The sequence below is a fragment of the Nocardia sp. NPDC004718 genome (genome assembly GCF_053601535.1).
On sequence record NZ_JBSGCA010000074.1, the window covers coordinates 1 to 24343 of the forward strand.

Annotated in this window: 22 protein-coding genes and 3 pseudogenes; 7 read left to right on the forward strand and 18 right to left on the reverse strand. The window is 67.1% G+C overall.

Annotated features, from left to right (window positions below):
* Positions 1–495: 495 nt before the first annotated feature.
* The 4 genes from ACWEH3_RS32810 to ACWEH3_RS32825 form a co-directional block, all read right to left on the reverse strand.
* The gene (locus ACWEH3_RS32810; RefSeq protein ID WP_450024772.1) at positions 496–1059 is read right to left on the reverse strand and encodes a hypothetical protein; all 564 of its coding nucleotides are present in this window, start codon (positions 1057–1059) and stop codon (positions 496–498) included.
* Between the two features lie 27 nt (positions 1060–1086).
* Positions 1087–1434, reverse strand: a complete 348-nt coding sequence (locus ACWEH3_RS32815) for a DoxX family protein (RefSeq protein ID WP_450024774.1) — start codon at positions 1432–1434, stop codon at positions 1087–1089.
* Between the two features lie 9 nt (positions 1435–1443).
* Entirely contained in the window at positions 1444–2304 is an 861-nt protein-coding gene (locus ACWEH3_RS32820; RefSeq protein ID WP_450024777.1) for a fumarylacetoacetate hydrolase family protein, read from the reverse strand.
* 79 nt (positions 2305–2383) lie between these two features.
* Entirely contained in the window at positions 2384–3250 is an 867-nt protein-coding gene (locus ACWEH3_RS32825) for an alpha/beta hydrolase (protein WP_450024779.1), read from the reverse strand.
* A gap of 54 nt (positions 3251–3304) precedes the next feature.
* Between ACWEH3_RS32825 and ACWEH3_RS32830 the strand changes: the two genes are divergently transcribed.
* The 3 genes from ACWEH3_RS32830 (at position 3305) to ACWEH3_RS32840 (ending at position 6816) form a co-directional block, all read left to right on the forward strand.
* The gene (locus ACWEH3_RS32830; protein WP_450024781.1) at positions 3305–3991 is read left to right on the forward strand and encodes a TetR/AcrR family transcriptional regulator; all 687 of its coding nucleotides are present in this window, start codon (positions 3305–3307) and stop codon (positions 3989–3991) included.
* A gap of 17 nt (positions 3992–4008) precedes the next feature.
* Positions 4009–4647 carry a polysaccharide deacetylase family protein gene (locus ACWEH3_RS32835; protein WP_450024783.1) on the forward strand — a complete coding sequence of 213 codons (639 nt, stop codon included), beginning with the start codon at positions 4009–4011 and terminating at the stop codon, positions 4645–4647.
* 354 nt (positions 4648–5001) lie between these two features.
* Positions 5002–6816 (forward strand): ATP-binding cassette domain-containing protein, encoded by a 1815-nt coding sequence (locus ACWEH3_RS32840; protein WP_450024785.1) that lies wholly within the window; start codon positions 5002–5004, stop codon positions 6814–6816.
* A 304-nt stretch (positions 6817–7120) separates the two neighbouring features.
* On the opposite strand, the gene ACWEH3_RS32845 is transcribed toward ACWEH3_RS32840, so the two are convergent.
* Both ACWEH3_RS32845 and ACWEH3_RS32850 read right to left on the reverse strand, forming a co-directional pair.
* Positions 7121–8713: an HD domain-containing phosphohydrolase gene (locus ACWEH3_RS32845; RefSeq protein WP_450024787.1), complete on the reverse strand. Its 1593-nt coding sequence runs from the start codon at positions 8711–8713 to the stop codon at positions 7121–7123.
* Positions 8714–8910: 197 nt separating this feature from the next.
* Positions 8911–9741, reverse strand: coding sequence for an oxidoreductase (locus tag ACWEH3_RS32850; protein ID WP_450024789.1), 831 nt, complete (start codon positions 9739–9741; stop codon positions 8911–8913).
* A gap of 98 nt (positions 9742–9839) precedes the next feature.
* On the opposite strand from ACWEH3_RS32850, the gene ACWEH3_RS32855 reads away from it, so the two are divergent.
* Positions 9840–10430 carry a TetR/AcrR family transcriptional regulator gene (locus ACWEH3_RS32855; RefSeq protein WP_450024791.1) on the forward strand — a complete coding sequence of 197 codons (591 nt, stop codon included), beginning with the start codon at positions 9840–9842 and terminating at the stop codon, positions 10428–10430.
* Between the two features lie 59 nt (positions 10431–10489).
* Here ACWEH3_RS32855 and ACWEH3_RS32860 read toward each other — a convergent pair whose 3' ends face one another.
* From ACWEH3_RS32860 to ACWEH3_RS32880, 5 genes are all read right to left on the reverse strand, one after another.
* Positions 10490–10999 (reverse strand): hypothetical protein, encoded by a 510-nt coding sequence (locus ACWEH3_RS32860; protein ID WP_450024793.1) that lies wholly within the window; start codon positions 10997–10999, stop codon positions 10490–10492.
* A gap of 274 nt (positions 11000–11273) precedes the next feature.
* A complete protein-coding gene (locus ACWEH3_RS32865) occupies positions 11274–11531 on the reverse strand; it encodes an HPr family phosphocarrier protein (RefSeq protein ID WP_450024795.1) in 258 nt (85 codons plus the stop codon).
* A 26-nt stretch (positions 11532–11557) separates the two neighbouring features.
* Positions 11558–13570, reverse strand: coding sequence for a PTS fructose transporter subunit IIABC (locus tag ACWEH3_RS32870; RefSeq protein WP_450024797.1), 2013 nt, complete (start codon positions 13568–13570; stop codon positions 11558–11560).
* Positions 13571–13581: 11 nt separating this feature from the next.
* Positions 13582–14532, reverse strand: a complete 951-nt coding sequence (gene pfkB / locus ACWEH3_RS32875; protein ID WP_450024799.1) for a 1-phosphofructokinase — start codon at positions 14530–14532, stop codon at positions 13582–13584.
* Positions 14529–15296, reverse strand: a complete 768-nt coding sequence (locus ACWEH3_RS32880; RefSeq protein WP_450024801.1) for a DeoR/GlpR family DNA-binding transcription regulator — start codon at positions 15294–15296, stop codon at positions 14529–14531. The genes pfkB and ACWEH3_RS32880 overlap by 4 nt, the downstream gene beginning before the upstream one ends.
* Before the next feature lie 146 nt (positions 15297–15442).
* On the opposite strand from ACWEH3_RS32880, the gene ACWEH3_RS32885 reads away from it, so the two are divergent.
* Positions 15443–17143, forward strand: coding sequence for a phosphoenolpyruvate--protein phosphotransferase (locus tag ACWEH3_RS32885; RefSeq protein WP_450024803.1), 1701 nt, complete (start codon positions 15443–15445; stop codon positions 17141–17143).
* A gap of 35 nt (positions 17144–17178) precedes the next feature.
* On the opposite strand, the pseudogene ACWEH3_RS32890 reads toward ACWEH3_RS32885, so the two are convergent.
* Positions 17179–17319, reverse strand: a pseudogene (locus tag ACWEH3_RS32890) (lyase family protein); the annotation flags it as partial.
* A 47-nt stretch (positions 17320–17366) separates the two neighbouring features.
* Here ACWEH3_RS32890 and ACWEH3_RS32895 point away from each other — a divergent pair.
* Entirely contained in the window at positions 17367–17939 is a 573-nt protein-coding gene (locus tag ACWEH3_RS32895) for a hypothetical protein (protein WP_450024805.1), read from the forward strand.
* Positions 17940–18026: 87 nt separating this feature from the next.
* Here the strand turns inward: ACWEH3_RS32895 and ACWEH3_RS32900 are convergent, their stop codons facing one another.
* The 6 genes and pseudogenes from ACWEH3_RS32900 to ACWEH3_RS32925 all read right to left on the reverse strand — a co-directional run.
* Positions 18027–18599 (reverse strand): TetR/AcrR family transcriptional regulator, encoded by a 573-nt coding sequence (locus ACWEH3_RS32900; protein ID WP_450024807.1) that lies wholly within the window; start codon positions 18597–18599, stop codon positions 18027–18029.
* A gap of 258 nt (positions 18600–18857) precedes the next feature.
* Positions 18858–19058: a hypothetical protein gene (locus ACWEH3_RS32905; RefSeq protein WP_450024809.1), complete on the reverse strand. Its 201-nt coding sequence runs from the start codon at positions 19056–19058 to the stop codon at positions 18858–18860.
* A gap of 204 nt (positions 19059–19262) precedes the next feature.
* A complete protein-coding gene (locus ACWEH3_RS32910) occupies positions 19263–19607 on the reverse strand; it encodes an excalibur calcium-binding domain-containing protein (protein ID WP_450024811.1) in 345 nt (114 codons plus the stop codon).
* A 788-nt stretch (positions 19608–20395) separates the two neighbouring features.
* Positions 20396–21772, reverse strand: a complete 1377-nt coding sequence (locus ACWEH3_RS32915; protein ID WP_450024813.1) for a DEAD/DEAH box helicase — start codon at positions 21770–21772, stop codon at positions 20396–20398.
* A gap of 816 nt (positions 21773–22588) precedes the next feature.
* Complete coding sequence (locus ACWEH3_RS32920) at positions 22589–22870, reverse strand: hypothetical protein (protein WP_450024815.1); 282 nt, start codon at positions 22868–22870, stop codon at positions 22589–22591.
* A 278-nt stretch (positions 22871–23148) separates the two neighbouring features.
* Positions 23149–23319: pseudogene (locus ACWEH3_RS32925) on the reverse strand (3-hydroxyacyl-CoA dehydrogenase NAD-binding domain-containing protein); the annotation flags it as partial.
* Between the two features lie 721 nt (positions 23320–24040).
* Between ACWEH3_RS32925 and ACWEH3_RS32930 the strand changes: the two are divergent.
* Positions 24041–24343 (forward strand): annotated as a pseudogene (locus ACWEH3_RS32930) (hypothetical protein); the annotation flags it as partial.

Here is a 24343-nt window from a genome sequence, read left to right on the forward strand (position 1 = left end):
TCACCTGCCCGGCCAACCAGACATCTCATCTCCAACGACACAGAAACTACACCCCGTCCTCCAGAATGTCTACACCCCGCAATACAGATTTTCCCACTTCCCAGGTAGGGATTTCCCGCAGTCGCACTGCGGCGAACCGCTCCAGCAGCTCATCGACCCATCTCGCCCTTCTGGGTCTCGTGCGGATCGGCCCGGTCTTGGGCAGATAGTTGTAGTTCGTCGAGCCCGATACGCCGAGCAGTCTCGCGATCGAGGAGACGGTCTCCTCCGCCTGACACGGGCCTGGTGGATCGGCGGTAATCGCCGGTGGTCGGACGAGGCGTTGCCCGCGGGCCAAGCCCTACTCGGTGCCGTCGACGATCGGCTCGCGGATGAATTCGGCCAGCGCGGCGAAGATGTGGAAGACCAGGCGCCCCGCTGGGAGTGAGGGTATCGAATCGATGGCCTGGCGCAGAGATCGGAATCCGACATGCAGACGGTGTGGAAGGGCTGGTGTCAGCTGACCTTCTCGACGAAGGCCGAGCTCCAGGCCGTATCTCCGGTGTGGGCTTGCTCGCGGGCCCAAGTGAAGTGGTGGCGGGCCGAGGCCAGCAGCAGCGGCCCCGCGGCCAGGCCGGCGGCCGCGAACTTCAGGTTCTCGCGGCGGGTTTCGACGAGGATGCTGCCGAGGCCGCCGGCGAACCACGTCCACAGGACGATGTTGTAGGCGGGTAGCTGGTCGGGGTGCAGGCCCTCGGCTTCGTCCAGCCAGGGGAGGAACCCGTATCGCAGCGACCACGGCCAGTCGGTGAAGTGGACCAGAACCGAGGCCACGGCGATCCCGGCGTTGAATGCCAGCGCGGGCCCATCGTCGGGTCGATTGCGTAAGGCTTTGCGCCACATCAATACTGGCGTCACCGACCAGAGGACGTTGGTGGCGCGGCGGCCGAGCTCGGGTTCGAGGAAGACGCCGACCCCGGCCCAGCGCTCGAAGGCGTTGTGCCCGAGGCCTCCGAGAGTGGCCAACGCGTTGAACAGCGGCGGCCGAGTGGCGGTGCCGCGTCGGGTGAACAGTGACATGGGGATGCTCCTTTCGGGCGGCGATCGTCAGGACGTCGCGATGAGCGTCACCAGCGCCACACTGGCGACGAAGGTGACGACAGCAGGTAGATACGCGGTGGCCTGGTCGTGGGCCAAGCGGTGGTAGATCAGCGCCGCGACCATCAGTGCGGCGGCGGCCGTGGCCGCGACGGCGCCGAGCGGGGGCATCACCACTCCGATCGCCAAAGCAGCGGCGATGGCGAGTTCGAACAGGCCCAGTAGCCGGAATCGAGGCATCGGGATGGCGAAATGTTCGGCGTCGGTGCGTGATCGGGTGGTCGCCAGGGCCTTGCTGGCACCGGTGACGATGAAAAGGAGCACCAGCAGTGCGGTGATGATGGTCGCGAGGGACATGGTGGCCTCCTATCCGGCCGTGCAGGTGTTGCGTAGTTCGCCGAGTCCTCCGATAACCGAGCGGATCGTGGTCCCCGGGGTCAGGAAGCGGGCGGGGCTGCGTGAGTAGCCGACGCCCTCGGGCGTTCCGGTGAAGATCAGATCGCCGGGCAGCAGTTCACACACTGAGGACAGGTGGCTGACCAGGGATGCGACGTCGAAGATCATCTGACTGGTTCGCGCGAACTGCACGACCTCGGTGTCGAGCACGGTCTGGAGGGCCAGGTCGGTGAGGTCCGGAATTTCGTCGATGGTGGTCAGCCAGGGTCCGATGGGGCTGAATCCCCTGTGACTCTTCGCGAGGCTGAATTGCGGTGGGCTGCCGGCCATCTGAGCGGTCCGCTCGGAGATGTCCTGGCCCACGCAGAGCCCGGCGAGGTGATCGAGCGCGGAGGCGGCGGGGATGTCGCGGCCGCCGCGGCCGATCACCGCGACGAGTTCGACTTCCCAGTCACAGGTGTCGGTCGGCAGCGCGATGTCGTCGGCCGGACCGGTGATCGAGGAGGTGAACTTCGTGAACACCAGCGGTTGGGTCGGCACGGCCAGACCGGTCTCGGCGCTGTGCCCGGCGTAGTTCAGTCCGACGGCGAAGATCTGGTGTGGGCGCACGACCGGTGGCCCGAGGCGTTCGAGTTCGGCGTGTAGATCGGCGCGGGTCAGGCTCGGATCGGCTTTCGGCCGTGTGGTGTCGAACCACACGCGGATCCGGTCGAGGTTCGCGATCGCGTGGTCGGGGTCGCTGGGCAGCGTGCCGCCGGAGGCGTGAGCGATGTCGATGACGCCGTCGTCGGTGACGATGGTGGCCCGGCCGTCGAGGTTGGCGAGTCTCATTGTGGGTGTGCTGCTTTCGATCTGATCGGCGCTGCAGAAGCGCGCGGATGGAGAGCCTGTCGACGTGTGCCGGTGATGCTCAGCGCCGGGCGGTGCCGGCGTGAGTGGTGGGCGCGGCGTCGAGGGTGTCGAGCCGGTCGCGGCACCATGTGGCGACGACGTCGGCGTATTCGCTGGTATGGAACAACATCAACTGGTGGACGCCGTCGGGCTGGATGTAGAAGTCGACCGGTCCACTGGTCGCGTCGACGACCGCCTGCGCGACCGGGCCAGGGAATATAGGGTCCTTCGCTCCGACGGCGTAGAGGATGGGTTTGGTGTTCTCGGCCAACGGCACCGCAGGGTCGTAGCGCAGGATCGACGCCCACGAAGCCAGGTCGTAGGACCAGGTGTTCAAAGGGTCGCGGCGCTTTTGCGCGCCGGCGCCGCGAAAGCCGTAGTCCTGGTCGAAGTCGATGAAGCGATCGATGTCGAACCGCAGCGCGGCACCGAAGTGGGCGACCATCTGATCGAACACTGGTGAGCGGAAGGGGTTATCGGTGGGGATGAGGGGCGAGGAGGGGATGACGAATCCCATCAGGATCGCCCCGGAGTACGCCTCCGACGTGGCGTATGCGCTGTAGGCCGCGGCGGTGCCCAGCGACGATCCCTTGATGAACACCGGCAGCCCCGTGGTGGCACGGATGCGGTCGGTGACCTCCAGGGCCGCATCCACCCATTCCGCGAGGGTGAACTGCCCGGCAGGGCGGTCGGTGCACGAGCGACCGTGCCCGGGTGCGTCCATGGTCCAGACCTCGGCGCCCAGTCCCGCGTAGTGCGCCCCGAATCGGTCGTAGATCCCTCCGTGGCCTCCTGTCCCGTGCTGCACCAACAGCACGTGATCGGCGTCCGGGCCCGGATATCGGTAGGCGAATGTGTCGCCGACTACGTGGTCTTCTCGCTTCATTGCGCACCTCCACCGCGTCATGACATTAAATTGATGGTCATCAATTAATCATAGATGTTGATGATCGTCAATATCCTGGCTAGTGTTGGCCGCATGACCAGCAAGCCACGTAGGGGCCGCCCGCCGGCGGATCTGTCACCGGCGTCGCTGACCAACATCCTGTCCGCGGCGCTGGACGTCTTCGCCGCGTACGGATTCGACGGCACCTCGGTGGCCGCGCTGAATCGGGAACTGGGGGTCAGTCACAACCTGATCCATCAGCGCTTCGGGTCCAAGGAGGGGCTCTGGGTCGCCACCGTCGATTGGGCCTTCGGCGAGATCGACAAGCATATGACCCTGGACGCGCAGCTGGCCGCCACCGATCTGCTGGGTGCCGTGCGGGAGACGATCGTGCGTTTCCTGTGCCTGCACGCCTCCCACCCGCAGGTGCTGAGGTTGGTCTCGGTCGAAGCGGCCACCGACAGCCCCCGGCTGGCCTACCTGTTTCAAACCCACGTCGAGCCGCTCTACAACCGCCTGACCGGCCCGCTGAAAATCCTGGTCGACCGGGGCGTGCTCACCACCGCCGACATCCGCAGCCTGCATTTCCTCGTCGCGCACGGAGGTACCGCCCCATTCAGCCTGGTGCCCTTCGCCATAAAACTCGACCCACTCGATCCGCTGGACCCGCAGGCCATCCGCGCGCACGCGGAGTTCGTCGCCGACACGGCGGTAGCGGGCTTGCGCGCCCGCGGTGCCTGAACAACACAAGGAGCTCGATGAAGGTCACTCTCAGCTTCGACAACGGCCCCACCGAAACCACGGGCGAAGTCCTCGACACCCTCGCCGAGCGAGGGATCCTGGCCAGCTTCTTCGTCGTGGGCGCCGAATTGGAGAAACCGGGCCGGCGCGCCCTGACCGAACGGGCCGCCGCCGAAGGGCACTGGGTCGGCAATCACACCATGAGCCATTCGATCCAGTTCGGCGACAGCGACGACCCGAGCCTCCCCGCGCGCGAGATCGGCCAGGCGCAAGCGCTGCTCGGGCCACTCGCTCACCCGGACAAGCTGTTTCGGCCCTACGGCGGCGGAGGCATCCTCGATCGGCGGCTGCTGAACCCGGCCGCGATCACCTACCTACGAGCGAACGACTACACCTGCGTGCTGTGGAACAACGTCCCACACGACTGGGATCGACCCGACGACTGGGTGCCACGGTGCCTGGCCGAAATCCATGCACGACCGTGGAGCCTGGTCGTTCTACACGACCTCCCCACCGGGGCGATGCGGCATCTCCCGGCTTTCCTGGACGAACTCGATGCGTGCGGCGTACAACTCGTCCAAGAATTCCCCGAGGCCACAGTGCCGATCCACCGCGGAGTGCAACGCGAATCCCTCGCCGATCTCAGCGTTTCCTGATGCGCTCGGCTGCGTCAACCGTGCCACCAGGGGCGGTGGCTTCTCCGGCGAGAATTCCAGACAGGGCAAACTGTGCAGGACCGCCGCCCGTTGCACCGCCACAAACCCGGAACCCTCGTCGGGCTGGCCGAATACGTCGAGCCCACGCTGTGGGCGACGAGCTCGGAATCGTCTACCTACTCGCCATCCGTGCGCAGCCCGGGGAGGATCAGGTATGAGCTTCCCCTAGGGCCAGTTCCGGTGCATCGCTCTCACCGCGAGGATCCGGTTGTACCGCACGCATGGCCGCTGCTGAGGCCGTTTCGGTCATTCTTCACGCCGGGGACGGTGGGCGTGATTTGAGGCAAACGCCTCATGCGACCACGGCGGCGACGGACCGATGATCAGGGCATGACGAAACGAGTTCAGGAATCACGGAGATCACCGGTCACGACCGAATGGACATTCGAACCACCGACCGTCGAGCGGGGCGGTAAGCACATTTCGGATCACGTATTCGGAGTCCAGGGCGGCGGGCGGGTCGATGCGGTCAACGTAAGCCGGCAGGTCGGGGCGCGGCAGATTCTCCAGGAGCTGTCGGTGTCGATCGAACCAGGCGAGGTGGTCGCCATCGCCGGCGGCAGTGGAGCGGGAAAGAGCACATTGCTGGAGATCCTCGCGGGACTGCGACCACCCTCTGCTGGGGAGGTTCGGCATGACGGCGTCGTTCGCGGGGCTCGAGTCAGCGCCGATTCCCGTATCGGCTACGTGCCCCAGGAGGACATCATCCACCTCGAGATGCCCCTGCGCCGCACGCTGCGCTACGCGGCGCGGCTGCGGCTGCCCGCAGGCACATCGGCGGCCGAGGCGGACCGGGTGGTCGAAGAGACCATGCATGATCTCGACCTGGCTGATCGGGCCGAGGTGCCGGTCCGTGCGCTCTCCGGCGGACAGCGCAAGCGGGCCAGTATCGCCGTCGAGCTACTGACCCGGCCACACCTCTTCTTCCTCGACGAACCCACCTCCGGACTCGATCCATCGACCGCAGCCGACGTGATGCGCCTGCTGCGCCGACTCGGTCAGCGCGGGGTCACAGTCGTCCTCACGACCCATGAGCCGGCCGGTATCGACCGGTGCGACCGGGTGGTATTCCTGGCGCGCGACGGCCACCTGGCCTTCACCGGCAGCCCGGCCGAGGCCCGGCGCTATTTCGGCGTGGAGGATCTCGCCGAGGTGTACGACCGCCTGGCTCGTGAGCACACCCCCCAGATCTGGGCGAAGCGATTCGCGGACAGCGGTGGGAAGTCGAAAGCCCGGCCCGGCTCGGCTCCTATGCCTGTCCCTGCCACCAGTTACGACATGAAGCGCACGGGCCCAGTCCGGCAATGGTGGCTACTCACACGACGCAATGTCGATGTTCTCCTTCGCAACCGGCTGACCCTGGCGGTCCTGCTCGGGTCACCGGTGCTGGTCACTGCGATGATGGCGACGCTGTTCAAGCGCGGCGCATTCGATCCGCGTAGCGAAGCCGACCTCGGCCCGGCCCAGATCGTGTTCTGGATCGCATTCGCAGGTTTCTTCTTCGGCCTTACGTACGGCCTGCTCCAGATCGTCGGGGAAATGGCCGTCTTCCGGCGGGAGCGCCTGGCCGGACTCAACGTGGGCGCCTACGTGACATCCAAGGTGACAGCGCTGCTTCCGGTACTGGCTGGAGTGAGCGCGGTGCTCCTCGGTGTGCTGCGGGCACTCGGTCGGCTCCCCGCCGTTGGATGGGACGTGTCCGCCTTCCTGTTCGTGACAATTGTGATCGAGGCGACCTCGGCACTGGCCCTCGGATTGCTCGCCTCGGCCGCGGTCTCCAACGCCGCGCAGGCTGCCCTCGCCCTGCCGATGCTCTGCTTCCCTCAGGTTCTGTTCGGTGGCGCCATAGTCCCCGTTGACGAGATGGCTTTCCCGGGGCGCCTGATAAGTCTCGGCCTATCCAACCGCCACGCATTCGAAGCGCTGGGTCGCGATCTGGATCTCGACCGGTACACCGCCACACTGCCGGCCATGTCCGCCTACGGCGACACCTTCCACGGAGGCACCAGCGCGAGTCTCGTCGCACTCGCCTCGTTTGCCGTTGTCCTCATGCTGGCCACGGTCTGGGTCTTGGATCGGCGATCCCGGCCCGGTGCATCCCGGCGATGATGGCCCAGCGCAGTCGGCCCGCCATATGTCTGAACAGATGTCGGCGGGCCGCGGGCATGCGGCACCGCGAGCCGCCGCCCGGGCCACGAACCGGACGCGCGATGTCGGCTCTGCCAACCCGTGATCGGGTCCCGACTGTGCTGATCAGCCGGGTCTCCGGCGCGCTCCGCATGCCGACCTGTCCGTCCGGCAGCCCGTCCACCCTCGACGCACATCGACTGCACGCCGACCCGATGACGTCGATATCGCACCGGGCAGCATCATCGGTGGTTGCCGAGCTGAAGTACTCGGAGCAGCGGATGCTTCAATTTCCCACGGCCGCATTGACCGGGATGCCCGCCAGACCCCGATCGATCGCGGCGAGACTGGCCTGCGTGCGGTTGTTGACGCCGAGCTTGGCATAGACGCGTTCAACGTGGTTCCGCGCCGTTTTCTCGGCGATGAACAGTTCGGCAGCGATTTCTCGGTTCGACCGGCCCTGCGCGACGAGTCGCAGAATCTGCACCTCGCGGTCGGTCAGCCCGGCCGGCCAGGGCGTCCGCCGCGATATCCGCGGACCGGCCACCGCAAGCACGGCCGCAGCCGATTCGGCGTCGAAGCGTCCGGCACGCGCCTCCTTTTGTAACTGATCGGCAGCGCCGCGAAGATCGAGCGGCGGCCGGTCGGGCCGCGGCTCGAGCAGTTCCTGATAAGCCTCCGACGTGGCAAGCAGCCGGTCCTGGGCGGTCAACTCCGCGCCGGCGATCCCCCGGGGGAAGCCGGACCCGTCGATCCGTTCCCGGTGCTTCATCGCGACGGGCACCACCGACTCCAAGCCGTTGACTCGGCTCAGGATCCGGCCGGTCAGATCTGGATACATCCGTACCCGTTCCCATTCAGCCGTAGTGAGCGGCCCCTTCTTCTCCCAGATCTGGTTGGACACTCCCATTTTTCCGAGGCCGTGCACTAGGCCGGCACGGTAGAGAAGCGTGATGTCCGACGGCGACATCCCCAGGTGTCGGGCTGCTCTGGCCACCAGATTCGCGACGCCACGCGAATGCCCCAGTGTGAATGGCGATTTGAGATCGACGAAATCAGCCATAGCCTCGAGTAACCCGTCGCTCTCCTCGGCCGTCAGGGTTCTGTCACGATCCGGTGCTTGGGCCAACGCGTGGGTCCATACGTCGATTTCGAGCAACCCGTCCACGATCGCCGCCGCGTCACGATCGAACACCGCCGCCACGGCTGGACTGAACTGACTGCCGCGCCGAGAACGGAGAACCTCCTTCGCGTGCTCGAGCCCCCCCGTCCGCAGGTGCACCTCGATGACGTCCGCGACGTGAGCGATGTGGATCTCGACCGGGATGTCCTCGCCCCGGGAACCGTTGGGCAACCCCCGGCCGTCCCAGCGTTCGAAGACATAGCCCAGCGCCTCTCCGACCTGCCCGTCCAAGCCCATCCGATCGGAGAGAACCCGGGCGGAACTGCAATGCGACTGGATCAGTGTGGCGACCTGGCCGCGAGCCGCGACCAGAAAGGTGGTGGCACGGATGCCGCGCTCCCAAGCTGGCAACCCGCGTCCAACATGATTCATCATCAGCCGCAGAAACGGCAGGCCGGTCATGTCCACCGTGTAGGTGTCGGCCCGGAAGGCGATGTCGTCGCCGAAGAGCGCGGAGAGTTCGTGGGAATCGGCGTGACAACCGATCCACCCGACCAGATTGGCGTAGTACACGGTCGCTCGCTGTTGCAGGTCGAGGCCCATCCGCTCGGCGATCCGTGTCGCGATCAAGGACGACCGAAGCATGTGTTCCATCGGCTGACCCAGACCGAGGTCGATCGCGAGCGATATCGCGGCCAGCAGTTCAGCTCTACTCAGACCCTTCCGCGAGCCGGGCAGCCTCCCGTGCGGGTGCATCTTCCCATTGTCCACCCGAACAACGGCCATCTCGGCGGGAGACGTGCATGTCGTCGGTGGGTGGATGTCGGCGTCGACGCACCGCTACAGTCGCTGGTCCGTGCACCGATCGACCGACCTCGTCAAACGGTCGTGGCCGCGTCTTCGCCCCCGCGACGCCGTTCGCCTCGCTTCCCCGGCCGACTTCCCTGGATCATTCAGTTGCGCACACCGGTGGCGCGTTTGATGAGTGCGTCGAACGCGCGATCGGGCAGCAGCCATTTCAGGAAGATCAACGGCTTGGCGCCGAACCCGACGGTGTAGCGGGTCTTGGGGCGTCGGGCGGTGACAGCTTTGCCGATCGCGTCAGCGATCACCTGCGGCGGCGAGTTGCGCTTGGCGCTGGCCTCCGAGCTCAGCGAGGTGGCCACGGCCCGGGCCTGGAGGGCGTAGGCGGTATCGCCGGAAACCTTGCGCAGGTGGTCGGCGGCGATCCCGCCCCATTCGGTGGCGATGCCGCCGGGCTCGATCACCACGACGTCCACGCCGAACGGTTTCGCCTCCAGTCGCAGGCAGTCACTGAGTCCTTCCAGGGCGAACTTGGTGCCGTGGTACCAGCCGCCCAGCGGTGTGTAGATCTTGCCACCCATGGAGGTGATGTTGACGATGGTGCCGCTGCGCTGTTCACGCATGTGCGGCAGCACCAGCTGGGCCAGCCGCGCTGCGCCGAACACGTTGACCTCGAACTGGTAGCGGGCCTCGTCGAGGGGCACGTCCTCGATCGCACCGTAGGAACCGTATCCGGCGTTGTTGACCAGCACATCGATGCGACCGGTCTCGGCGACGATCTGCGCGATACCGGCGGTCGCCGACGCGTCGTCGGTGACATCCATCGCCAGCGGCTTGATGCCGTCGGCGGCGAGTTTCTGCAGCCGGTCGGTGCGCCGGGCCGCACCGTAGACGGTGTAGCCGAGGCCGGCGAGTTTTCGGGCGGTGGCCTCGCCGATGCCGGAAGAGGCACCGGTGACCAGGGCGGTCTTGGTGGTCATGTCGTCTCCTCACAGTAGAATGAACCATAGTTCACGTTATATGATGAACTACAGTTCACGTTATTGGCAAGTGTCGGATCGACCGTTGAGAGAAGTTCATGAGCCAGCCCCGGGCGCCGCGCGCCGACGCGGTCCGCAACCGCACCAAGATCCTCGCCGCCGCACGCGAGCAGATCACCGTCCACGGATCCGACGCGGGAATGGATCAGATCGCCGCAGCCGCAGGAGTGGCGGTCGGCACCCTGTACCGGCACTTCCCGACCAAGACAGACCTGGTCGCGGCTGTGGTGATCGAATACGTCACCCAGGTCGCCGACGACGCCGAAGCCGCGTGTGCGCGCGTGGAATCCGGTGCCTCGGCGCTCGACGAACTGGCCGCATTCCTGTCCCGGGTCGTGGAACTGACCGCAACCAACCAGGCCGCCAAAGTCGCCGCCGACACACTCGGCGCCGACCCCGCGGCGAGCGCGGAGGAGGAACGCGCCGGCGCAGCGGTGGCCGCGCTCATACAGGCCGGGCAGGCCGACGGTGACATCCATCCCGATGTCACCGTCAGCGACATCTATCTGCTGTTCTCCGCAGCCCCCACCGACCAACCGGAATCCGCACGCGCCCGCTGGCTGACTCTGGTACTGCCCGGGCTGACCACACACGCCCGGCGAGATGTCGGGGTCGCAGTCCAGGCGTAGGCAGGTGATACACCACACCCATCCAACGCCGGTCCAGTCCGCGGCGATTCCCCGCGGCCCTATTTCCGGAACCACCAAGGCTTTGGCGGCGGCGGAAGCTCGTACGATTCCGGTAACCCCTGTCGAACAAACTCCGCACGGTGAAATTTTACATAATTCAAGGCGGCCTGGGCCGGCTTCATTGCCACGTAAGTGACGAAAATTAGAATTAAGACGATAATAGAGGCCAGGAGGAGAAATCCTCCTGATGCCGACGAAGCCAGGGAGATAAGGGCAAAAACGCTGCCTGCCAATGCGCCATAAAGCAGGTAGCTGACCGTTAATAGGTGCCACTCGTGAGGAACCCTATAGATCGCCGCCATCTCCGTCGCAAGATGCCCAACCTGGTCGAGAAGCACTGCACGCTGTCCAGGAAATCGGTCTCTATCGAGGTCCTTCAGCAGGTCCAGTAGTTTCCTGATTCGCCAGCTTCGGTGAGTTCCAGGGCCGACTAACGCGGCGAGAAGGGTAACAACACCAGCGATACACGCACCGACAACCGTTGGAACAAGCAGCTTCAGCCAGTCCATACAGTGACGGTAATTAATTCTGCAAAGCCGGGGCATGAGGCGCGCCGATGGTGCTACCAACCCAAGAGCGTCAGGTGGCTGGTGTCGAGTGACGGAACACCAGACATCTAGGCGGATTGATAGGCTTCGACGCATTACAAGATCCGGTAGGCGGCCATGAACTGAGGGGGAAGCGCGACCGCCATCGCAGAGCCGCGCAGGGCGTTGGTGTTACATCCCCACTGGGCGCCGGAGCGTGTGAAGCGTGCAACGAAGTCGTCGGTCGTGGTGCCGGTCAGGTGTCGAGATCGGCGGCCACCAGTGCGGCGACCTTGTCCAGCGCGGCTTGGTCATCGGTGGTGATGACGATCGGGGTGCCCTGGGTCGCGCCGAGGGTCATGATCATCAGCGCCGAGCCCGCGTCGACCGGATCGCCGCCGACGAGCGAGAGGGTGACGGGTACGCCCGCGGCCTGGACAGCTTCGGCGATGATGTTGGCGGGACGGGCGTGCAGGCCGATGGACGAGCCGACTTCGACAGTTGTCTGCGGCATGGCGGGACTCCTTCTGTGGGGGACGATTATCCGGCGGTGACGGTGATGGGGGAGGGCGCGGCGGTTCGCGTGCGGGCCAGTTCTTTGGCGACCGTGACGCAGACCGCGCCGACGAGCGTGCCCGCGGCGAGGGCGGCGAGGAACCACAGGATGTGGCCGACGGCGAAGAAGACGAAGATGCCGCCGTGTGGCGCGCTCAGCGTGGTTCCGGTGGCCATGATCAGCGCGCCGGTGACGGCGCCGCCGGTCATCATGGACGGGATGACGCGCAGCGGGTCAGCGGCCGCGAAGGGGATAGCGCCCTCGGAGATGAACGACGCCCCCAGTAGCCAAGCCGCCTTGCCGTTCTCGCGTTCGGCGGTGGTGAACAGCCGCGGTCTGGTCGCGGTGGCCAGTGCCATGGCCAGGGGTGGCACCATGCCCGCGGCCATCACCGCGGCCATGATGCGCAGTGACGCGGTATCGGTGACGGCCAGTCCGGCGACGGCGAAGGAATAGGCGGCTTTGTTGACCGGTCCGCCGAGGTCGAAGCACATCATCAGGCCGAGGATGATCCCGAGCGTGATCGCGGACGTGCCGGACAGCCCGTTGAGCCAGTGGGTGAGTCCGCTGGTCACCGCGGCGAGCGGCTTGCCGAGCACGATGAACATGGCCGCGCCGACGATCAGTGACGCGAACAGCGGGATCACCACCACCGGCATCAAGCCCCGAGCCCACCGCGGGACGGTGAGGCGCGCGATCCACAGCGCCGCGAACCCGGCGATCAGTCCGCCGACCAGACCGCCGAGGAATCCGGCCCCGACGAACACCGCGACCGCTCCGGCGGTGAATCCCGGTGCGAGGCCGGGGCGGTCGGCGATGGCGAAGGCGATGTAGCCCGACAGCGCGGGCACCAGGAAGCCGAAGGCGAGAGTGCCGAGTTGGAACATCACCGCGCCGAGATAGGTGGCCAGCCCGCCGGCGGGCAACGCAGTCAGCGAGTTGTCCAGCACGATGGTCTTGGCGTTGTCGGCGATCTCGTAGCCTCCCAGCAGGAAGCCGAGCGCGATGAGCAGGCCGCCTGCCGCGACGAACGGGATCATGTAGCTGACGCCGGTCAGCAGGATCTGGCGCAGGCGGGTGCCCCAGCCGAGAGCTTCGGATCGCTCTGTGGTGAAGGACTTTTCGTTTGGTGCGCGGCCGGTGGCGGCGCCGGGGTCGGCCGCGGCGCGTAGCGCGTCGGCGATCATCGCGTCCGGCTCGTTGATCGCTCGTTTGACCCCGGAAGCCACGACGGGCTTGCCCGCGAACCGGTCGCGCCCGCGCACGCCGACGTCGGTGGCGAAGACAACCGCGGCGGCGGCCGCGATGACCTCGTCATCGAGGGGAGTACTGCCGCTGGACCCCTGTGTTTCCACGCGCACGGTGACACCGGCGCGTTTGCCCGCGGCGACCAGTGCATCTGCGGCCATGTAGGTGTGTGCTATTCCGGTCGGGCATGCGGTGACCGCGACGATGGTGCGCTCGGCAACCGGTTCCTCGTGCTCGAGTGGTGTGCCCGCGGTCGCGTTCTCCGCGGCGGTGATGCTGCGCGCGGTGGTAGCGGGGGCGTCGAGCACGGCCTCGACCAGGGCTAATATGTCCGCGGGTGTCGCCGCCGCGCGAAGGTCGGCGACGAATTCGGGCTTCACCAGCGCACGCGCCAGGCTGGACAGCAGTTTCATGTGTTCGGCTCCCGCGCCTTCCGGCGCGGCGATGAGGAACACGAGGTCGGCGGGACCGTCCGGGGCGCCGAAATCGACCCGCGGGGCGAGCCGGGCGAACGCGAGCGAGGCTTCGGTGACGGTCGCGGCGCGGCAGTGCGGAATCGCGATCCCACCGGGAAGCCCGGTCGCGGACTGGGCTTCCCGGGCGAGCGCGGCGTCCCGTAGCTCCGCCGCGTCGCGCGCACGGCCGGTTGCGGCCAGGCGCTGCGCGAGTACGGCGATTACCGCCTCCTTGTCGGCGCCGAGGTCGGTGTCGAGGGTGATCAGATCTTCGGAGATGATCGAGTCGGCCACTATGGCCTCCTTCAGGTGTTGTGCAGGGCGTCCAGCGCCGTTACGCAGACGGCGTCGAGGTCGATGTCATGCGGCCCGGGTACGCCGGTCCCGGGAAGTGCGGCGGCGGCGCTGCCGTAGGCGACCGCGTGGCGCAACCGTTCGGCAGGCTCGGCTCCGTCGGAGTCTGCGAGCAGGTAGCCGGCCAAGGCCGAATCCCCCGCACCGACCGTGCTGCGCGGTGTCACCCTCGGCGCTGCCGCATACCAGGCGCCATCTGGGGTTACCAAGACGGCCCCCGCTTTGCCGAGCGTCGCCAGAACCGTCCCGACGCCCCGCTCGACCAGTGTCGCGGCAGCGCGTGCGGCGGCCACCGGATCCTCCAGTCCGGCGGGGTCGGCACTGGTGAGCTGACCGAGTTCCTCGGCGTTCGGTTTCAGCAACCGCGGCGGATGGGAGGCGACGGTGGCGGCGACCGCCCGCAGCGGCGCGTCCGAGGCGTCGACCGCCACCGGAATGCCGCGCAGCCGCCGCAGCAGTGCGACGTACCAGTCGGTGGGCACTCCCGGCGGCAGCGAGCCCGACAGCACCACCCAGGACGCGGCACCGGCGAGGCCGTCGAGCGTCTCGGCCAGCGCAGCCGCGCAGGCAATGGTCAGCGGCGGACCTGGTTCGTTGATCTTCGTTGTGGTCCCATCGGTTTCCGCGATCGTGAGATTGGTTCGCGCCGTCCCGGCCATCGGAACAGCCCGATAGGCGATGCCGGCGTCGCCGAGCTGCCGCAGGAGCGGATCTCCGGTGTTGCCAGGCAGCACGGCCACTGTTGCGCGGCCTGCGGCGGCGATCACCCGCGAGACGTTGACGCCCTTACCGCCGGGATGAGAGTTCACGGTGGCGGCGCGGTGCACGGCGCCCCGGTGCAACGCCTCGGTGAGGGTGACGGTGCGATCGATGCTGGGGTTGGCGGTGAGCGTGACGATCATGCCGTGACCACCTCGAGGCCGGACGCGCTGAGTTCGCTGCGCACCGAATCCGGCACGCCGGTGTCGGTGACCAGGGCATCGACGTCCTCGACCTCCGCGAATCGCACCAAGTCCTCGCGGCCGACCTTGGTGGAGTCGGCGACCACGACGACGCGGTGCGCGCTGGCCACCATGGCTCGCTTGACCGCGGCCTCGTCGATGTCCGGGGTGGACAGGCCGTGCGCGGTGGTGAGCGCGTTGGTCCCGAGAAAGCAGACATCGATCCGCAGTTCGGCGAGCATGCGCTGGGTCTCGGGGCCGACGGCGGCCTGGGTGACGCCGCGGACGCGTCCGCCGAGCAGGTGCAACCGCACCGCGGCGTGGCCGCTGAGGCGGGCCGCGATCGGCACCGAGTTGGTGACCGCTACCAGCTCGCGGTCGGACGGCAGCAGGGCGGCGATCCGCGCGGTGGTGGTGCCCGCGTCGAACAGAACGCTGCCGCCGGTGGGCGGCAGGAAATCCAAGGCCGCTTTGGCGATGCGGTCCTTCTCCGCCGCGCGGCTGTGCTCGCGTTCGCCGGTGCCGAGCTCGATCGCGGTCAGCGCCGCGGCAGGTACCGCGCCGCCGTGCACACGCCTGACCAAGCCCATCCGGTCCAGGACCGCGAGATCACGCCGGACCGTCTCGGTGGTGACACCGTACTGGTCGGACAGCTCGGTGACCGATACGCGCCCTCGTTGCCCGACCAGCGTCGCGATCGCCTGCTGCCGTTCCTCGGCGTACATCCGACCTCCCGGTTCTATGTTGGTTTATGTTGTTTTATCTCTGTATGTGTTGCTTTGTCAATGTTGTGGCGTAGTCTGGATCACATCGAAGGCCCGGCAGGCATGGAATCGGGCTCGCCGGTCCAGCTGTGGAGGTATGCGAAGGAATGACGGGATCTTTGCAGGTAGAAACGGGATCGTTAGCACTGGACGGCACACCGGCGGTTTCCGGGGTGGCGTTCGCGCCCGCTGTCCGGCCGAGCGCCCGGCCCCACGTCGCGGAGTCGGCTGATGTGATTCCCGAGTCCGATCGGGCATCCGAGCAGGCGGCGCTGCTGGCCGCGGCGACGACGGTCGCGGACCGTTTGCGGGAACGTGCGGCACGGGCCGGCGGCGCCGCCGCGGAAGTTCTCGCCGCGAACGCCGCGATGGCCACCGACCGCGGCTGGCTCGGTGGGGCGCAGAAGCTGATCGCGGCGGGCACACCGGCGCGTGCGGCGGCGGTCGCGGCCACCGACCAGTTCGCCGAGATGTTCACCAAGCTCGGCGGGCTGATGGCCGAACGCGTGACAGATCTCCGGGACGTCTGCGATCGGGTGGTCGCCGAACTGGCCGGCGCGCCCGAACCCGGCATCCCGGTACCGCAGCATCCCGCGATCCTGCTCGCCGAGGACCTCGCGCCCGCGGATGCGGCGGGGCTGGATCCTTCGTTCATCGTCGGTTTGGCCACGTCATTCGGTGGGCCTACCAGCCACACGGCGATCATCGCGCGACAACTCGGCATTCCTTGTGTCGTCGCGGTGGCCGGTCTCGACGCAATCGCGGCGGGTACGCCCGTCTTGTTGGACGGCTCGTCCGGGCGCATCGTCATCGACCCCGATCCCGAGGTCGCGGCACGCGCGGTCGAGCAGTTCCGGGCCAGGACGGCACGCGACGCCGCCTGGGCCGGGCCAGGCGCCACCGCAGACGGTCACCGGGTGGAAGTACTGGTCAACGTCCAAGACGGCCCGAGCGCGCAGGCCGCGCGCAGGACACCGGCCGAAGGTATCGGCCTGTTCCGCACCGAATTGTGCTTCCTGGACCGGGAAACCGAGCCCGCGGTAGGGGAGCAGGAGCGCATCTACCGGGAAGTGTTCGACGCGTACCCCGGCGCGAAGGTGGTGATCCGGACCCTGGACGCGGGATCGGACAAGCCCCTGCGGTTCGCCGACCATCCCGACGAAGCCAATCCCGCGCTCGGAGTGCGGGGTATCCGCATCGCCGCCCGCGACGCCGGAATCCTCGACCGGCAACTCGACGCGATCGCCCGAGCCGCCGTCGGCCGCGCGCCGGTGCCCTGGGTGATGGCACCGATGATCTCGACCGCGGCCGAAGCGGAATCCTTCGCCGAGAAGGTGCGCGACCGGGGGCTGATCCCCGGCGCGATGATCGAGGTGCCCGCCGCCGCGCTGACCGCGGAAGCGATTCTGCGCCACGTCGATTTCCTCTCCGTCGGCACCAACGACCTCGCGCAGTACACGATGGCGGCCGACCGGATGTCTCCCGCACTGGCCGCCCTCACCGACCCGTGGCAGCCGGCGGTGCTGACTCTCGTCGCGCGCACCGCGGCCGCCGGTCAGCGCATGGGCAAGCCCGTAGGGGTGTGCGGTGAAGCCGCGGCCGATCCGGTCCTGGCTTGCGTCCTGGTCGGCCTCGGCGTCGGATCACTGTCCATGGCAGCAGGCGCCGTCGCCGCGGTAGGCGCCCGTCTTGCCGAGACGTCTCGCGAGCAGTGCCGGCGCGCCGCGGATGCGGCGTTGACGGCCGCCGACCCGGCTGCGGCTCGGATGGCTGTGCAAGCGGTCCTCGGCTCGACTCCCGGCGCCTGACCCATGGCCACCTATCTGACATCTGCTCGGGCGCCCGCCATGGTGACGGTCAGGTCGTTGCCGATGGCCTCGAAGGCGACCTGTTTGACGATCTCCGGAATGACCGGGTTGACCTTTCCCGGCATGATCGATGACCCGGCTTGGACCGGCGGCAGGGTCGGGAACTGTGCCGTAGGACAGTTACCGGACTTCGAAGAGGTCAGGACCGTGCAGGGCAGCCGATTTGATTCGCACGCGCACCACCATCGTTTCCGCCGATCAGGTGGCGGGCGGAAGCCAGATCCTCATGCGCCAAGTGTGGGAGCGCGAGGGCAGCGACAAGCCCATAGTCGTCGCCGAATTCAACGTCAACAACGTCGCCTTTCCCATCGACGTGCAGATCGACAAGCACACCGCCCGCTTGACGCCGTCGCTTGACCCCGCTCGTGCCCAGACGAAACCTGTGGCGCTGCCGTTCCAGGACCAGGCTCCGTGGAAGACGCCGTACGACCGTGAGGTCGCCGCATTCTCCCGAATGGCAGACACGATCACGGTCGCCGGTGTGGTGGGCGGTGTCGCCGGAGCGATCGGCGCCGGAGTGATCGGCTGCCTCCTGGGCGGGGTCACAGTGGCCGCGGCGACAAGCCCGGTCGCGATGATGTTCGGCGCGGGCCCGGTCGCCGGCTGCCTCATCGGCGCGGGTGCGCTGGCGCCCGTGGGCGCCGTCGCCGGTGCCCTTTTCGTTGGCGCCCCGGTCGCGACAGCGGCGGTGATCCAGTACTTCACCACAATCAACGAGCCGTTCCCGGCAAAGTAGCGGCCCAGCCCCACGCGGTGTTCAGGAGTGGTCCACGGTCAGCGACCCGTGGACCACTCCCGGCGCTGAGCCGGGTAGTTGGTGCGATCACACCGGCGGCGCACGGTGGACGACACCGATGCCACGCACCCACAGCGTGGACAGGGTAGCCGCGGCCGCCTCAGCGTCGATATCGGTATCGGCCTTGGCCCACTGGTAACAGAATTCACGCACCATGCCACACAGCGCCGTCGCCGCATAGTGGGGGTCGATATCGAGAGCAGCGAGGCGGTTGTCCTGGAGCCGGAGGATCATCTTTTCGGCCCGGTCGATGAATAGATCGATCTCGGCTTGACGAAGCTGCTCGATGTCAGGGTTGAGGCCGGCGACTTCACTCCACATGAGCATCAGGCGTTGGTGGTCGCGGAAGGCGAGGACGTATGCCCGAACCGCCGATTCGATCGCCTCGACTGCGGTCCGGGGCTGAGCGCCGAGCCGCGAGCGCACCTTGGCGCGCATGTCGGTGATGAGATTCAGCACCACCGCGCGGAAGATCACTTCCTTGGAGTCGAAATAGACATAGAAGGTCCCGCGTGCGACCCCTGCCTCGGTGACAATGTCGTCGACCCGCGTCTCGAGGTAGCCGAGTCGCGCGAAGACGAGCTCGGCGGCCTCGACCAATTTGGTGCGAGTTCGTTCACCCCGCGGCGTCAATGCCGGCGTTTCCCCACCGGCCCTGGTGTTCCCCGTTTTCGACACGCCACCATCGTTGCAAAGCGCGCTCCGCTGCAACGCCAGCGGGCCCGAGGGCGAGCGAGTTGGGCAGCCAGGGGGAGAACGGTTTGCCGGTGGGGAAGTTCGCGTTCTTGCGGCGTTGGCGCCGGGTCACGGAGTCGCGGCCGGTGACTTCTTCGGACAGCAAGCAGTACCCGCAGCATTTCAGCGGGGTCCCAGCGTTGGGCTCGGGCCGAGCACACGCGGCGGGTACACCACCAACAGCGCCTGCAACAGGTCGGCGGCCAGCAGAACCCGGTCATGGATACGGATGCCCGCTCCGCGACGAACCGGCGCCGGCAGCGACAGGTGCCCGTACTTGCTGACACCGCGACGGCCATAACCAGGGCGGGCGATCACGATCAACCCGGCCGCGATCCGCCACGACAGCAGATCGCCGGGTGTGGCTCCACATCGCCCAGAGGCAGAGCAGATGCACCCGAGACCGCTCGATCACCCCCGGCGCGGTCGGTCGCGGAGAAGGAACCACAGAGATCGACCTGTGGAAGCGGTGAGCAGATGTCCTGCCGCACTTCCTCTGCGCGCCAGCGCAACCAGCGTCGGTTTGCCCTATTCGCAGGCGATGCCGTCCTTATCGCGGTCCAGCTCTGATCTGTAGCCGGGTTCTCCCCGCCGTAGCGGCGCGGCGCCCGCGGCCTTGGCGGCGGCGCAGTTGGAGTAGTAGACGCTGGGAGCTGCCGGTCGCGGTGGCACCGGCACGGCCGCCGCCGGAGGCGTCGGTACCACTGCCGGAATCGGCCCGGGTTGTGTTTCGGGTATCCAACGCCGTTGGTCTGGCCCCTGTGGTTCGCCTCGGCACGATCGTCGGGGTCCTGCCGGTTGGACCGTATCTCTTCTTTCGACTCGGTTGCCTCTGAGCCCATCTAGCAGTCCCGACGGTGAGACTCTGCACATCTGGCACCTCGGAAGTCGGTGTGCTGGATAGGGGTTCGCCCTCACTCCGCGCGGAGCTGAGCGCGGACGGTCAGTGTCCGTCTCTCTCGGTGATGTCGGGCCAATCCAGCTTCGCGTGGAATCGGAGAGGAACGACGAGGGTTGGATCGATCTCTTGCCCCAAGTAGTCGGCGAGAGGTTCGATCCCCATGCGTATCGCTAGGCTGAGCCCCGCCGCGATGCTTCGGGCACCGTCAGAACACGGGCATCCACGTGTTCGCTCGGTGACAGCCGAAGCAGGCTGCCCGGAACCCCAATCTGGGCTGTCGAACTGACATCGAGCGCCCGCGTACGCCTGTCGTGCGGAGGAGAGCGGTGCCTCTCTACTCGTCGAGGCATGACACAGAGGTCCGATCCAACCCCGGCCGCCTACTGTCGCGCCCGGCCCCGCGGCTTCGACCGCGTGAACCGGCCAACGATCCGTATACACATAGCGAATCCACGTCGAAGATGGGGTCCGATCAACTCGCCGTCGCCAGCCCCTGACCTGCTGTGCACGAGGCGTTCGACGTTAAGGTCCAAGTGTCGCGTCCCGGCGTTTCCCTCTTGGCCACGCCTGCAGATTTCGCGGCTGCGCAATCGCACGGCAACCCATCAGGCGCGATTGCCTCGCGCTCGATGGGTTGCCCGCCAGTACCGGCGTCATCAGCCATGTTCACCAGCATTCGATGCCGGGCAATCCGCTGGCGATGCTCAGCGACGCGGCGATCTCGGCATGGGATTGCCTGGGGGAGCGACCAACACGGGCACTATGCGACCGTTCCGCGCGCGGAGTGAGCGCGCGGCTTGGCGCGCGCCTGACCTTGCGCCGCACTGCCGTTGCGACGGCCGCTGCTCTGGCGCGGTCCGCCGCCGCTCCTGCGCGGGCCGCCACTGCTACGGTACGGTCCGCTGCTGCGGCGGTCGTCTTCACGTGCCGCCCGCTCGCTGTAGGAGGGCGCGACGAATGGGGCGATCGTGCCGACGAGTTCGGCCACCACGGGCGAATCGGCGGTGACCCGTTGCGGGGTTACAGTGATCTCGGCCTTGCGCATGAGGTCGGCCACGTCGCGTCGTTCGCCGGGCAGCACCAGGGTGATCACTTCGCCGGAGTTGCCTGCCCGTGCGGTACGGCCCGAGCGGTGCAGGTACGCCTTGTGTTCGGCGGGCAGATCAACGTGCACGACCAGCTCGACACCGTCGACGTGCACGCCGCGGGCGGCCACATCGGTCGCCACCAGCACCAGGGCATCGCCGGCGGCGAAGACCGCGAGGTTGCGGTCGCGGGCGCTCTGCGAGAGGTTGCCGTGCAGATCGACGGCCGGAATTCCGGCGAGGGTCAGCTGCTTGGCCAGTTTGCGAGCCTGATGTTTGGTGCGCATGAAAAGGATTCGCCGACCCGAACCCGAGGCGAGCCGGTGTACGACCTCGCGCTTGGCTTCGACGCTCGCAGTTTCGAAAACGTGATGGGTCATGGCGGCGACCGGGGAGTTCGCCTCATCGACGGAATACAGCTCGGCATCCGGCAGGAAGCGGCTCACCAGCTTGTTGACGCCGTTATCCAGGGTGGCCGAGAAAAGCAGGCGCTGACCGTCGTTCGGGGTAGCCGCGAGAATGCGGGTCACACCTGGCAGGAACCCGAGGTCGGCCATGTGGTCGGCCTCGTCGATCACGGTGACCCGGACGGCATCCAGGGAGATCAGACGTTGGTTCATGAGATCCTCGAGCCGGCCGGGGCAGGCGACGACAATGTCGACCCCGGCGCGCAGCGCCCGGACCTGCCGGTTCTGCGGGACCCCGCCGAAAATCGTGGTGACGGTCATGCGATAGGTCGCGGCGAGGGGTTCCAGCGCGGCCGTGATCTGGGTGGCCAATTCCCGAGTCGGCGCCAGCACCAGGCCGGTCGGTCGGCTCGGTGCGCGCCTACCGGCGAGACCGCCGCCGAGTCGGTCGACCATCGGAATGGCGAAGGCGAGCGTCTTGCCGCTGCCGGTCCGGCCACGGCCCAGCACGTCGCGCCCGGCCAGGGAATCGGGCAAGGTGTCGGTCTGGATCGGAAAAGGTTCGGTGATCCCGGCGCGAGTCAACGCCTTCACCAGCGGTGCGCTCACGCCGAGCGCGGCGAAAGAGATGTCAGCAGAACTCATAGGTGTTGCGGGCCTTTCGGACATCAGGTGGTGCCCGAGCCGTCTGTGGACCTTCCGGGTCCGCGCCGGGGGCACGAAGTGGCGAGATTGCCGATGGGCAAAATCGATCGCCGTAAGAAGAGCGGATGCGGCAAGCGCTAGTTGCGAAGCGAATGCGATCTACGACGCTTGGCGTGACATGTCACGCACTTGATCAACAATAGCCTGTGATGGGCGGTTCGTACTCATCGGGTGAGGTTTCTCGCCTCTGGCCAGGGCTGGGGCCCCAGCCTCGTGTTCGAAATCTCCACCCGCGATCAGCTCCCGAGGCCCCGCATGACGCGCTTACCGTCGCCGGGTGCGAGCAGAATTTCTCGACAAGGCTTCTGGCAAGTTTGCATCTCGTCCGGAACTGGACAAGGCGCTGCTGGTGGCCACTCCGCGAACCGTCCAAACGCCACCCTCATCATTGACAAGCTCGAAACCCTGCGACTGATCGCGCGGCAAAGCCCCACTGACTGCCGGGCCGAACAGCCGACACTCACACCCGAATGCGTCGAACTCCGGGAGAGAGGGGCCGTGGCGCTGGCGGCCTCCGACCCGGCCGCTGCTCGTGCGGTCGTGCGGCCCGCCCTCGACTGGATGTCCGGCGCCCGACTATCTCTGCCACACACTGAGGGTTCGATCTTTACCGCATCGGGCTCCGCGCTGATCCGCTTATCGCGCCCCCGTGCGGTATGTGCTCGTCGCGAATGGCTTCCCCTCGCCGGTCATTGCGCGGGAACACCGGATTCGGAGTGCCCTGCTGATGCCGAGGGGTGTTGACCGCCGCTCGGGTCAATGACGCTCCGGTTCGATGTCGAGCGCGCGTTGAAGCTGGCTTGTCCACCAGCACAGGTGAGCGGTCGAGTCTTGCGCTGCCGCACCGGTGAGGCCGGCGCTCCGACGGAAATCGCTGCCGTAGAGGGGCTCGGTTGCCATCGCCTGGTGGAGGGCGGCGACCGCGAGTCGTGTCTCGTCGAGGGAACTTCCGGGAGGCCGACTCCGATGCAGGGCGTCGACGACCGGGTCGAGCATGCCGCCACCGCGGTCGCGCCATCCCGCCGCGCGCAGCGCCACCGCGAGTTCGCCCTAGCCGCCCCGATACACGGACTCGAGCAACTCGCCGCGGCAGATCGCGGTGTGCACGACACCTCTATCCCACAACGCATGACCTCAGTCCACCGCTGGCGTGCCGACTCTGCCCTCCGTCCTGCCACTGGGGGTGAGCCGGGCGCGGACTGCGCGGCAGCCTCGCTGGCGGGCTGATCGTGCAAACACCTGCGGTGCGCACGCACGGCCCGGTCGACAGCGTCGGTCAGGTTGTTGGGGCGGACCTGGGCCGCGGTGCCCGGGTTGCTCCGGGTCCGCACGCTCTCGGGCAGGTACGCCCCCGCCCCAGCGCCCGAGTCTTCTTGGCTGACGTCGACGAGCAGGACCAAGTGCCCGGCGCGCGCGACGGCGACGGCGATGCCGACACCCATGGTTGCGGCACCAAGTACCGCGCCCAACACCTCACGAACTTCCATATTGACAATCGGGACAAAAGTCTTACAGTTAGCGTAAGGGTAACCCGCCGATCAAAGAGGAGGGACGGGTGACTGCCATCCGCGTGATTGAGAAGCCATCGCAGCGCGCCCCAAGAGGGCAGATACGCTACGAGTTTGGCCGCGCAAACGTAGAAAGAGGCAAAAGGTTGAGTGGCGTGTGATCGTGATCGAATCCACCTGAGACCTTGTCGGCACGGCACTCGAGGGCCCTCACCGCAGCGGCGAATTCGGGGGAACCTGCGGAGTGATCGAGCGTCATTCGACTCGCGGTTGCTATCGTGCTCAGCATTTTGCAGTCTAAGTGTTTGCATGTTTGGTGGTTTCATATGTCGAAGGATTCTCCTTTGCTCAGCCGGTAGCAATTGCGTGACCGCCCTATCGGCTCGGCACGAAGAATCGGCGTCAACGCCGCCACTTGCGTCTGTGAGGGCAGCATCCGGTGGCACCGAGTTCCGCCGCGAGCATGCAGCCGATTAATTTGTCGACAACCACGGTCGTCATTGGGGTCGGCCCCGAACGCCATAGATAAGCGATTTCGCCGACTCCGACGTCAAATCTGCGCAGCGTAGGCCAGTTAAAAGCTGCCGTCCAGTCGGACATCATCGACTTCCCCAGAACGCCGCGAGCGCAATAGGAGCGAAGCGCGTTGGCGGTTGCCTGTACCGCAAAACTAGAGAGAACTGATCAGAAAGGAATCAAGATGAGGAAAATCGTCACGGTGGCCGCGGGGCTCGTCGCCGCGGTCGGGATCGCTTCCGGCTCCGCCGGTGCCCAGCCCGGCGCGGATGACGCGGTCGGTTTCACGGCCCACGCCACCGATACCCAGTCCATCGTCACGACCGATGCCGGCTCGATGGTCGTCGAGGACGGGCTGTTCAAGATCAAGGCCGCCAACGGCGCCGTGCTCGCCGGCATGCCGCTGACCTTCCGGGTCGATGAGTTCGAGTTCCCGATCGCCGCCGAGGTCGCCGATCACACCGCGACGTTGACCCCGCAGTTCGAC